9 protein-coding genes and 1 tRNA gene are annotated in these 10,317 nt (G+C 69.1%); 4 read left to right on the top strand and 6 right to left on the bottom strand.

Features of this window, described 5'->3' with window-relative positions; translation table 11 throughout:
• Nucleotides 1–39 precede the first annotated feature (39 nt).
• Nucleotides 40–894 carry an SDR family oxidoreductase gene (locus E3T61_RS20675; protein WP_134642722.1) on the bottom strand — a complete coding sequence of 285 codons (855 nt, stop codon included), beginning with the start codon at nt 892–894 and terminating at the stop codon, nt 40–42.
• A 110-nt stretch (nt 895–1,004) separates the two neighbouring features.
• On the opposite strand from E3T61_RS20675, the gene E3T61_RS20680 reads away from it, so the two are divergent.
• Entirely contained in the window at nt 1,005–1,448 is a 444-nt protein-coding gene (locus E3T61_RS20680) for a winged helix-turn-helix transcriptional regulator (RefSeq protein WP_134642723.1), read from the top strand.
• Between the two features lie 18 nt (nt 1,449–1,466).
• Here E3T61_RS20680 and E3T61_RS20685 read toward each other — a convergent pair whose 3' ends face one another.
• The 5 genes from E3T61_RS20685 to E3T61_RS20705 all read right to left on the bottom strand — a co-directional run bounded on the left by E3T61_RS20685 (nt 1,467) and on the right by E3T61_RS20705 (nt 8,162).
• Nucleotides 1,467–3,056, bottom strand: coding sequence for a carboxylesterase/lipase family protein (locus E3T61_RS20685; protein ID WP_134642724.1), 1,590 nt, complete (start codon nt 3,054–3,056; stop codon nt 1,467–1,469).
• A 55-nt stretch (nt 3,057–3,111) separates the two neighbouring features.
• Nucleotides 3,112–3,840 carry a flavodoxin family protein gene (locus E3T61_RS20690; protein WP_134642725.1) on the bottom strand — a complete coding sequence of 243 codons (729 nt, stop codon included), beginning with the start codon at nt 3,838–3,840 and terminating at the stop codon, nt 3,112–3,114.
• Nucleotides 3,841–3,924: 84 nt separating this feature from the next.
• On the bottom strand, nt 3,925–5,106 hold the full coding sequence (locus E3T61_RS20695) for an MFS transporter (RefSeq protein ID WP_134642726.1): 1,182 nt from the start codon (nt 5,104–5,106) through the stop codon (nt 3,925–3,927).
• 360 nt (nt 5,107–5,466) lie between these two features.
• Nucleotides 5,467–7,158 carry a hypothetical protein gene (locus E3T61_RS22015; protein ID WP_166793345.1) on the bottom strand — a complete coding sequence of 564 codons (1,692 nt, stop codon included), beginning with the start codon at nt 7,156–7,158 and terminating at the stop codon, nt 5,467–5,469.
• 83 nt (nt 7,159–7,241) lie between these two features.
• The gene (locus tag E3T61_RS20705; protein ID WP_134642727.1) at nt 7,242–8,162 is read right to left on the bottom strand and encodes a hypothetical protein; all 921 of its coding nucleotides are present in this window, start codon (nt 8,160–8,162) and stop codon (nt 7,242–7,244) included.
• A gap of 173 nt (nt 8,163–8,335) precedes the next feature.
• Here E3T61_RS20705 and E3T61_RS20710 point away from each other — a divergent pair, with 173 nt between their 5' ends.
• The 3 genes from E3T61_RS20710 to E3T61_RS20720 all read left to right on the top strand — a co-directional run bounded on the left by E3T61_RS20710 (nt 8,336) and on the right by E3T61_RS20720 (nt 10,256).
• Nucleotides 8,336–9,721, top strand: coding sequence for a DHA2 family efflux MFS transporter permease subunit (locus E3T61_RS20710; protein ID WP_134642728.1), 1,386 nt, complete (start codon nt 8,336–8,338; stop codon nt 9,719–9,721).
• A 2-nt stretch (nt 9,722–9,723) separates the two neighbouring features.
• Nucleotides 9,724–10,131: an MmcQ/YjbR family DNA-binding protein gene (locus E3T61_RS20715; RefSeq protein WP_134642729.1), complete on the top strand. Its 408-nt coding sequence runs from the start codon at nt 9,724–9,726 to the stop codon at nt 10,129–10,131.
• A gap of 52 nt (nt 10,132–10,183) precedes the next feature.
• Nucleotides 10,184–10,256, top strand: a tRNA-Arg gene (locus tag E3T61_RS20720).
• Nucleotides 10,257–10,317: the final 61 nt, after the last annotated feature.

Raw genomic sequence — 10,317 nt, forward strand, 5'->3', positions numbered from 1 at the left:
GCGGATGCTCAGAACGGCGGCGGCGGCGCCGCTGGGGCGTTACGCGACCGCGCGCAGGCCGTCAACCAGCGGGGTGGTGGGGTGGCCGATCAGGGTGGCCAGGTCACTCGAACCGCCGGCCAGCAGCCCCTCGCGGGTGTTGCCGTCCAGAGCGACGACGAAGCCCACGGTGCCGCCGTCCAGGCCGGCGCCGGTGAGGATCGCGGTGTGCTCCTCAGGGGAGACGGCGCTGAAGACGACCGGGCGACCGACGACCTCGGTGAGGGCTTCGGCCATCTCGGTGCCCGACCAGGCGATGTCGCCGGCGAGCTCGTAGACGGTGTTCTCGTGGCCGGGGGTGGTGAGCACCACGGCGGCGGCCTCGGCGTAGTCGGTGCGGGACGCGCTGGCCACCCGGCCGTCGCCGGCACTGGTGAGGTACACGCCCATCTCGCGGGCCTGCTGCACGGCGGCGGCGTAGTTCTCGGTGTACCAGCCGTTGCGCAGGATCGTGAACCCAACGCCGGACGCCCGGAGGGCTTCCTCGGTGGCCTTGTGCTCCGGCGCGAGGATCAGCGTCGAGGTGTCGGCCTTGGGGGCGCTCGTGTAAACGATGCGGCCCACGCCCGCGGCGGCCGCGGCGGTGATGGCGTTGGTGTGCTGCGCCACGCGCTGGCCCACCTCGCTGCCGGAGACCAGCATCAGCACGTCGGCACCGGCGAAGGCGGCGGCCAGGCTGGCCGGGTCGGTGTAGTCGATGACGGCGGTGGCCACACCGGTCGCGGCCAGATCGGCCAGGCGAGCGCTGTTGCGGCCCACTGCGGTGATCTCGGCAGGGGCGACGCCACGATTGATGAGGTGCTCGACGATGAGCCGGCCGAGCTGGCCGGTGGCTCCGGTGACGACGATAGACATGCGGTGTTCCCTTCGCGGCGCGCAGTCGCGCGCCTTCTGATGGGTGTAACCGACGCCTTCGCCCAATACTTCCCAACCGCAGGTACCCACCTTTTGGTAAGCTACTAACCATGACCGATGCCCTGAGCCGTACCGCCGTTGCGCCCACCACGGCCGACGCCGTCCGAGACCGCCTCTCCCGACTGGTCGGCGACCCGGTGCCGGCCGGGTCGGACACCCCGGCGGCGAACGTATTCGCGGCGGGCTGCGCCAGCCGGGTGGTCCTCGACCACGTCACCAGCAAGTGGGGCGTGCTCGTGATCGTGGCACTGTCGGAGACCAGCCTGCGCTGGGGCGAGCTGCGACGCGGTATTGAGGGCATCAGTGAGAAGATGCTCGCCCAGACCCTGCGCACCCTCGAAGCCGACGGTCTGGTGCTCCGCGACGCGCAGCCGACCATCCCGCCCCGGGTGGACTACAGCCTCACCGCCCGCGGCCACGAACTCGCCGTTCATCTCCTGCCGCTGGTGCGTTGGGTGGGCGCGAACGCCGGCGACATCGTGGGCGGGCGCTGACGGCGAGGAGATCGCCGGTTACAGGTCCGGCAGGAACTGCAACCAGGCCACCCGGCGCTCGCCGCGAGGATCGGATTCCACCCGGTCCTCCTCGTCGAAGATCAGGGTCAGGCGGTCGCCCTCGGTGTACGCCGGCCAGTCCGGCCCGGTGAGGCCGGTGGCCGCAAAGCGCAGCCAGTGCGCGCGCATCCGGTCGCCGGTGCGCAGGAAACTCGCGCGACCGCCCAGGGCCGTGAGCCTGCGCAGCTGCCGGTCAGTGCTCGATGTGGACAGGGCGAGCAATTCGAGCCCGTGGGTGGCGTCGTAGCCGAGCAGGCGCAGCAGCCGGGGAGCCAGGTCGAAGCGGTAGAGGTAGACCGGGGCTGACCGGGAATGCAGCTCGGCGACCTGCACGCTGGGGAACCAGAACGCGTAGTCACCGCCGAAGTCCACTTCGGCGCGCAGGGCCGGCAGGGCCGAGTACACCGCCCGCATGCCCTCATGTGAGCCGGGCGGGGCCTCGTCGAAGAGCGACTGGATGCGGGGGATCGAGCGCGGCAGGATGTCGATCCGGCCGCGGAACATCGAGCCCTCCCGGTCGTTGGTGCCGATGATCAGCGGAACTGGATGCGCGTGGCCACGTCGGAAGGCGTCCAGGGGGCGTTCGGGCAGAAAGCTGCCATCGACGACGGGGGCCATGCAGAAGGTGCCAGGGTCGACATCCGGGGTGCGCTGCTGCAGCACGAGGGCGGCCCGCACCAGGGCCGGCCACGTTACCGTGTCGAGCAGCTCGGCGGCCGGGCGCCGCCCACCGGCCAGCTCCGGAGCGCGGCCCTGCCGCAGCACTTCGATGAACTCGGCGGCCCAGCGGCCGGCCAGGGCGGGGGTGTACGCGGCGTTCGACGGCGGGCTCTGGGCGATGGCCCGGGCGAACAGGCCGCGAGCGGCGGGCGTGGCGAGCAGCGTCACCACGGCGTTGCCGCCGGCGGACTCGCCGATCACAGTCACGTTCGCCGGGTCGCCGCCGAACGAGCGGATGTTGTCCCGCACCCATTCCAGGGCGGCGACCTGGTCACGCAAGCCGAGGTTGCTCTCGAAGGTGCGGGTGCGGGTGCTGAACCGGCTGAAGTCGAGGTAGCCGAGGGCGCCCAGCCGGTAGTTGAGGGCGACGTAGACCGTACGGCCGCTTTGTACGATGGTGTGGCTGCGCTCGGTGAAGTCCTGCGCCGACCCGGAGGTGTAGCCGCCGCCGTGGACGTAGACCATCACCGGGAGGTCCACGTCCTGCGGCCGCCCGGTGGGCCGCTGCACGTTGAGGGTGAGGCAGTCCTCGCCCATCCGGGTGCGACGGCTGACGCCCTTGAACTGGCTGCCCCGGTCCTGCGGTGCGACGGGCCCGAACCTGGTTGCATCGCGGACGCCCGTCCACGGGGTCACCGGCCGGGGTGCGCGGAACCGCAGCGGCCCGACCGGCGGGGCCGCGTAGGGGATGTCGCGCCACGTCTGCACACCAGCGACGGGTCTGCTGCCGCGCACCAGGCCGCCGGTGACGCGCACCTCGAGAGGCCAGTGCTCGGGTGCGGATGCCGTGTGCTGGGCCGGGGCAGTTTCCGGCAGAGGGTGGAACATCGGGTATCCCTCCTGCCCCGTTGCTCGCCCGGGGCCTGTCGTCTCCTCGCGGTGGTTACGGATTCGGTTCGAACCCGAAGCGTTCGCCGGCGTCCCACTCGCGGCGCAGATTGCCGTAGGCGGGGATACCGCGGTTGGCCTTGAGGATCGCGGCCAGGTGCATCAGGTTCCAGGTCATGAACGTGGTGTTGCGGTTGGTGAACTCGTTGTCGGGACCGCCGGAGCCGGCATCCAGATAGCTCGGCCCCGGACCGATCTCGCCGATCCAACCGGCATCCGCTGCGGGCGGGATCGTGTAGCCGATGTGCTGCAGGCTGTAGAGGATGTTGGACGAACAATGCTTCACGCCGTCCTCGTTGCCGGTGACGATGGCGCCGCCCACCTTGCCGTAGTAGATGTACTGGCCCTTGTCGTTGTATTCGCCCGACATCGCGTAGAGCCGCTCGATGATGCGCTTGGTGACCGAGCTGTTGTCGCCGAGCCAGATCGGTCCGCCGATCACCAGGATGTCGGCGGCGGCGACCTTGTCGAACAGCGCGGGCCAGGCATCCGTGGCCCAGCCATGCGTAGTCATGTCGGGGTAGACGCCGGTGGCGATGTCGTGGTCGATGGCGCGGATGACCTCGACGTGCACGCCCTGTTCGCGCATGAGGCGAGCGCTGAGGGTGATGATGCCCTGCGTGTTGCTGATCTCCGGGCTGCGTTTGAGGGTGCAGTTGATGAACAGGGCGCGCAGGCCCTGGTACTCGAATGAGGCCTGCGTGTTCCTGGTCGTGTGCGCCATGGGGGCAGTCAAGCACCGGCCCGATGCCCCGTCTAGGCCGCCGCGGATGCCTCCCGTGAGTTCATTTTGTTCAGACGAAACGTTTCAGGTGCGCTGTGGGCGCGGGGCGAACCGGCGGGCCAGGAACAAGACCGGCACCAGCAGCGCCATCGGCAGCAGGAACGCCTGGGCAAGGCCGGTGGTGTCCGCGAGCAGGCCCACCAGCACGGCGCCGAGCACCGCCCCGGCATAGTTGAACAGGTTGACCCTGGCGATCACCTCGTCGCTGCGGGCCTCGTGCAGGTCGCCGGCGGCGCTGAACGCCAGAGGCACCAGGGCGCCCACCCCGAACCCGGCCAGGGCGAAGCCGGCCACGGCGGCCCAGGTGGCGGGAACCATCGCGACGAGCAGGCAGCCCAGGATCGCAAGTGCCGTGGTGCATGCGGCAAGAACCACCCGGCCGAACCGGCGCACCAGCAGGTCGGCGCCGATGCGGGTGACCAGGATGGCGGCCTGGTAGGCGGCATACCCCAGTGGCGCAATCGCGGCGCCGGTGAGCAGCACGTCGTGCAGATACACGGTGCTCCAGGTGCTCACCGCGGAATCGACGACGAACGCCGCAAGCACCACGGTGCCGAACAGGGCGATGCCGCGCCCTGGCAGCTTGCCGTGGGGCGCCGCATCCGGGGCCGGGGTCAGCTTGGTCAGCCGGGGGTCGAAGCCGCGCACCCCCGCGATCGCGATCGCGAGGGCCACAACGGCGCCCGCCACCAGGGCGATACTCGCGTTCGCCGCTGTGCCGGCCACGGCGGACATCAGCAGGGCACCGACGATGGCGGCGCCGGTGTACCAGGCGAAGAACCCGGCCATCACGGAGACGCCCACGCGCTGCTGCACGAGAACGCCCTGCATGGCGCCGGCGGCGTCGACGATGCCCAGTCCCGCGCCGTAGATCGCGAACGCGGCGATGAACGCCGGCAGCCCCACCGGCGAGGCGATCAACGGCAGGGCGACGGCTTCGAGCAGCAAACCCACCACCAGGGCCACCCGGCTACCCCAGCGCAAGGCCAGCCTGTCGGCCAGCAACGAACCGCCGGCGGCCGAGAGGCAGACCAACAGCACGATCAGCGACACCACGGTGTCGTCGATGCCGTACCGGGTCTTGAGGTTGGGAAGGGAGGTGACCACCACGGCATAGCCGAAACCCTGAGCGGCGTAACTGGCGCTCACCGCCACCCGGGAGCGCCGAATGCTGACCGGTGAGTTGATGATCGTCGGTGCGCTCATACGGTCGGCTCCAGTTCGGGGTGGGAACGCACGACGCCGAAGGCTTCGTGGGGGAACTCCAGGGTGTGGGTCATGTCGGCGGAGAGGAGTGCGGCGTTGAGAAAATGCCTGTGGTGCGAGGTGAAGAAGACCCCCGCTCCGCACCGAGCGAGTCATCGTTGGCGCTGCGCCGATAGTACAGGGCGCGGGCCCCGGAGGGCTGCAGCATGCCCCGTGTTCAGATGTCACCTCACGCAGAACCGTGGCAGCCGCGTGCTGGCAGTGAGCGGCACCGCGCTCATCCAGTGGCTGCCGGGCGCGCCGACAACCGGCCGCAGACGATTTCGCCCGACAGCCGGTTGTTGGTTCAGCTCGCAGGGTCTAGCTCACGCCTGACTCCAGGGGTGAACCGGAGTGCCGGCGGTGATGGGTGCCCAGCAGGAGCAGCAGCATCCCGGCCGCGAAGGGAAGGGCTGCGAGGCTGAGGAGAAACGCGGAGTCGGCGCCGGTGGTGGCCAGGGCCGTCGCCGAGCTTGCCGTGCTGCTCAACGTGCCCTGTGTTGCCGAACCGACAGGCGATCCGGCGTTGACCGGTGTCACGGTGGGGGTAACCGGTGCAACCGGGCTGACCGGGCTGACCGGGCTGACCGGCGTGACGGGCGTGACCGGGGTCACGGGTGTCACCGGAGCCACCGGAACCGTGGTGGTGGTTCCTGTGGTGGTGGAGTCGCCGAGAACGGAGATGGCATTGCCGGTTACGGCGACGGGGATCTCGGGTTCGATGACCGCCTGGGTGCCGCCGAGTGCGCTGTTGCTTCCGTCGGTGCTCGGGTCGGTACCGGTGGTGCCGCCGGTGGTGCCGGCAGTCGGCTCCGTGGTGGCTGTGGTGGTGGAGTCGCCGAGGACGGAGATGGCGTTGCCGGTTACGGCGACGGGGATGACGGGTTCGATGATCGCCTGGGTGCCGCCGAGTGCGCTGTTGCTTCCGTCGGTGCTGGGGGCGGTGTCGGTGGTGCCGGCGGTCGGTTCCGTTGTGGTTCCGGTGGTTCCGGCGGTGGTGGTGTCGCCGAGGACGGAGATGGCGTTGCCGGTTACGGCGACGGGGATGACGGGTTCGATGATCGCCTGGGTGCCGCCGAGGGCGCTGTCGCTTCCGTCGGTGCTCGGGTCGGTACCGGTGGTGCCGGTTGTCGGCTCGGTGGTGATGGTTCCAGTGGTGGTGGAGTCGCCGAGGACGGAGATGGCGTTGCCGGTTACGGCGACGGGGATGACGGGTTCGATGATCGCCTGGGTGCCGCCGAGTGCGCTGTTGCTTCCGTCGGTGCTGGGGGCGGTGTCGGTGGTGCCGGCGGTCGGTTCCGTTGTGGTTCCGGTGGTTCCGGCGGTGGTGGTGTCGCCGAGGACGGAGATGGCGTTGCCGGTTACGGCGACGGGGATGACGGGTTCGATGATCGCCTGGGTGCCGCCGAGGGCGCTGTCGCTTCCGTCGGTGCTCGGGTCGGTACCGGTGGTGCCGGTTGTCGGCTCGGTGGTGATGGTTCCAGTGGTGGTGGAGTCGCCGAGGACGGAGACGGCGTTGCCGGTTACGGCGACGGGGATGACGGGTTCGATGATCGCCTGGGTGCCGCCGAGGGTGCTGTCGCTTCCGTCGGTGCTCGGGGCGGTTTCGGTGGTGTCGGCGGTCGGCTCCGTGGTGGTGCCGGTTGTGGTGGAGTCGCCGAGAACAGAGATGGCGTTGCCGGTCACGGCGACGGGGATCTCGGGTTCGATGACCGCCTGGGTGCCGCCGAGGATGCTGTCGCTTCCGTCGGTGCTAGGGCTCGTCCCCCCGTCGCCCGTGGGCTGAGCGGATGCTGCGGTATCCGAACTGGACGAATCTCCGACGACCGAGATGGCATTTCCGGCCACTGTGACCGGAAGAGCAGTCTCGATCACCGCTTGGGTGCCGGACACGATCCCGTCGGTTCCCGAGGTGGACGGTGCTTCGGCAGCGTGGGCAACACTGGCGCCGATGACCGAGAGGCCCCCGACGAGGAGGGCACAGTAGAGGCCCTTTTTGACGAACGAGTACATGGTTGTGCTCCTTGAGTAGTTGATGGTGTGTTCCCCAAAGGGAACGGTGGTCGCGATCTGCGAGAACTCAGCAGCGCGACCCATCAACCAGGAGTGGACCCGGGGTCGAACGAGGGGGCGGACGGAAGCTCGTCGCTGGAGGGCAGCAACGAGTGAAAACGCATCGCCGGTGCGGGCACGATGCCGACTGGGAGCACGGTGGCGGCGCTCGGGCCGCTCCCCGAGCCGGCACCACCGGCCGAGCTGCCGGATGACCCGGGCAGGACAGCCGAGGTGAAGGGCTCTCCGACCGGCAGAACCGGCGCGGTGGGCTGATGCGAACTGGTCAGCAGGGGAATGTCAGCTGCCTCGACGCCGTCAAAGACCGTCCGGCTGGCCGTAGTGCTCAGCGCGCCACGGTCAAACCGGGAGCTGGTGACCACAGGCTCAGCGGACAGCGGCGGCTCCTGGACCAGGGGCTGGATCGTCCCGGCCCCGGCATTCATCGCTGGGGTGGACGGTCTCAGAACCGGGTCAAGCACGGAGGCAGAGTGGCTGACCGGCGGGGTGACGACGTCGATCACCGGGGTCACGACGGTGTCGAGCACAGGGGCCACGACCTGATCCACAACCGGTTCGAGAACGGGCTGAGCGAGCGGTTCGACCACGCCGGCGACGACCGGAGTGGCTACATTGTCGACAACCGGGACAGCGGCCACTGCGCCGGTCAGGTCGCTGTCAACGGCGTCCAAGATCTCGGCCACCTCGGCCGGCGCCGGCGCGCGAACGATGCCAGCGACGGTTTCGACGTGTCCGTCAACCGAGTCGACGACGGGAGACGCCGTGCCCAACAGCCCACCCAGAAGCGAGTCGTCGCTACTGGACGCCTGAGAAGTCGGGGTTGAAGCGGATGCTGAGACCGGTGCGGAGAGGATGTCGACCAGCAGCCACCCGCCGGCCGCCACGACGGCTGCGGTCAGGATGCGCGCGGCAATGAATCGATTGAACTGATGCTGTCGATCCACTGCGCCCACCCCCTTGGTGCGTGTCGTCTTGCTTCAGCGAACCACACGGCGACCGGGAAGTCGAGCAAATGTGCACAACTTATCGTCTGCTCGGGCGAGACCGGGCCGTCTGGTCGTCTGCGGTGGCACTCACAACCTTCCGCATCCGGCCGGGTTGGGGGTTAACTATGGGGATGACTAACGTCCAGCGGCGCATCTTGATCGTCGCCATCCTGTCGTCATTTGTGGCGTTCCTCGACGGCTCGATCATCAACGTGGCGCTGCCGGCTATCTCCAGGGAACTCGGCGGTGGCCTGCCGCTGCAGCAGTGGGTGGTCGACGGGTACCTGCTCAGCCTGGGTGCGCTGATCCTCGTGGCCGGCTCACTGTCGGACACGTTCGGCCGGGTGCGGGTGCTGCGCGCCGGCCTGATCTGGTTCGGCATCACGTCGCTGGCCTGCGGGCTCGCTCCCACCGGTGAGATCCTCGTGATCGCCCGGCTGCTCCAGGGAGTCGCGGCCGCGCTGCTGGTGCCGAGTTCGCTGGCCCTGATCACCTCCGCGTTCAGCGGCGTCGCGCAAGGCAAGGCCATCGGCGCCTGGACCGGCTGGACCGGGGTCGCGGGTATCGCCGGCCCGCTGCTCGGCGGCATCCTGGTGGATTCGGTGAGCTGGCGGCTGGTCTTCTTCATCAACGTCATCCCGATCGCGGTCACCCTGGTCCTGCTGCGCCGCGTGGAGGACCCGGCCCGGCCCGCCGCCGGCGCCCGGGTGGACGTGCTCGGTGCCTGCCTGGCCGTGGTGGGGCTGGGCGGGCCGGTCTTCGCCCTGATCGAACAGGGCCGGTTCGGCTGGGGCAGCCCGGTCGTCTACCTCCCGATGGCGATCGGACTCGCCTCGTTTGCCGCTTTCCTGTGGTGGGAGGCGCGGGCGCCGCAGCCGATGATGCCGCTCGGCCTGTTCAAGGTGCGCAACTTCGCCGTGGGCAACATCGCCACCGTCGGCATCTACGCCGCGCTCAACCTGGGCTTCTTCCTCTTCGCGCTTTACCTGCAGGAGGTCGGCGGCTTCTCCGCCACCCTCGCCGGTCTTGCCGGCATTCCGGCTACCGTGATGATGCTGCTCTTCGCCACCCTCTTCGGCACCTTGGCCGGCCGGTACGGTCCGCGGTTGTTCATGACGATCGGTCCGTTCGTGGCCGGCGCCGGGTTCCTGCTGGTGACCACGGCTGTACCTCCGGTCAATTTCCTGCTGCAGGTGCTGCCCGGGATCGTCCTGGTGGGCCTGGGCCTGGCGATTACGGTGGCACCGCTCACCGCGGCCGTGCTTGGCTCGATCCACCCCGGTCAGGCGGGCATCGGTTCGGCGATCAACAACGCCGTGGCCCGCGTGGCCGGCCTGGTGGCGATCGCGATGACCGGCACTATCGTCGGATCCACCCTCGATGTCGCCGGCTTCCAGCGCGCGATGGTCGTGGTGGCCGGATTGATGTTCGTGGGCGGCATCGTCTCCTGGCTGGGCATCCGTACGGCCCTGCCCACCGCGGATGCGCCGGCCGCGACCATCGGGAAACCCGCCTAGCCATGGAACATCCCCGGGTGTTCGACGAGCCGGATGCGGCGCTCGACCGGTTGCGCGCCGTCTGCCTGGCGCTCCCCGAGGCGGTCGAGGTGCTCGCCTGGGGGCGGCCGACCTTCCGCGCCGGTAAGAAGATCTTCGTCACCGCCGGGGCGAGTATGGACCGGCCGCACAGCTTGGTCTTCAAGCCGGACCCTGAAGAGCGCCGGGCCCTCGTTCAGGATGCGCGGTTCTTCATCCCGCCGTATTTCGGGCCCGCCGGCTGGCTCGCGCTCGACTTCGACTCGCCCCGCACCGACTGGGTGGAGCTGGCCGAACTGGTGGAAACGTCGTATCGACAGGTCGCCCTCAAGCGCCAACTCGTGCAATTGGACCGCTGGAGGGCCCCTGGCGCACTTGGGGGCTCCAAATAACTGTTATAGTTTCTAAGTTGTCTTCGAGGGTTTCGATCCTGAAGTCATCACTGCGCCCGTAGCTCAACGGATAGAGCATCTGACTACGGATCAGAAGGTTGGGGGTTCGAATCCCTTCGGGCGCACAGCATATTGAAGCAGCACAGGAGAAAGAGTGCCGGGCAACCGGCACTCTTTTTCTGTATT

The sequence above is a fragment of the Cryobacterium lactosi genome (genome assembly GCF_004403945.1).
GTDB lineage: Bacteria > Actinomycetota > Actinomycetes > Actinomycetales > Microbacteriaceae > Cryobacterium > Cryobacterium lactosi.

Bases quoted from the DNA above. Each gene is read 5' to 3' on its own strand.
- E3T61_RS20690 (WP_134642725.1), bottom strand. From the start codon at position 3,840: ATGGCGCACACGACCAGGAACACGCAGGCCTCATTCGAGTACCAGGGC.
- E3T61_RS20710 (WP_134642728.1), top strand. From the start codon at position 8,336: ATGACTAACGTCCAGCGGCGCATCTTGATCGTCGCCATCCTGTCGTCA.
- E3T61_RS20715 (WP_134642729.1), top strand. From the start codon at position 9,724: ATGGAACATCCCCGGGTGTTCGACGAGCCGGATGCGGCGCTCGACCGG.
- E3T61_RS20675 (WP_134642722.1), bottom strand. From the start codon at position 894: ATGTCTATCGTCGTCACCGGAGCCACCGGCCAGCTCGGCCGGCTCATC.
- E3T61_RS20695 (WP_134642726.1), bottom strand. From the start codon at position 5,106: ATGAGCGCACCGACGATCATCAACTCACCGGTCAGCATTCGGCGCTCC.
- E3T61_RS22015 (WP_166793345.1), bottom strand. From the start codon at position 7,158: ATGTACTCGTTCGTCAAAAAGGGCCTCTACTGTGCCCTCCTCGTCGGG.
- E3T61_RS20680 (WP_134642723.1), top strand. From the start codon at position 1,005: ATGACCGATGCCCTGAGCCGTACCGCCGTTGCGCCCACCACGGCCGAC.
- E3T61_RS20685 (WP_134642724.1), bottom strand. From the start codon at position 3,056: ATGTTCCACCCTCTGCCGGAAACTGCCCCGGCCCAGCACACGGCATCC.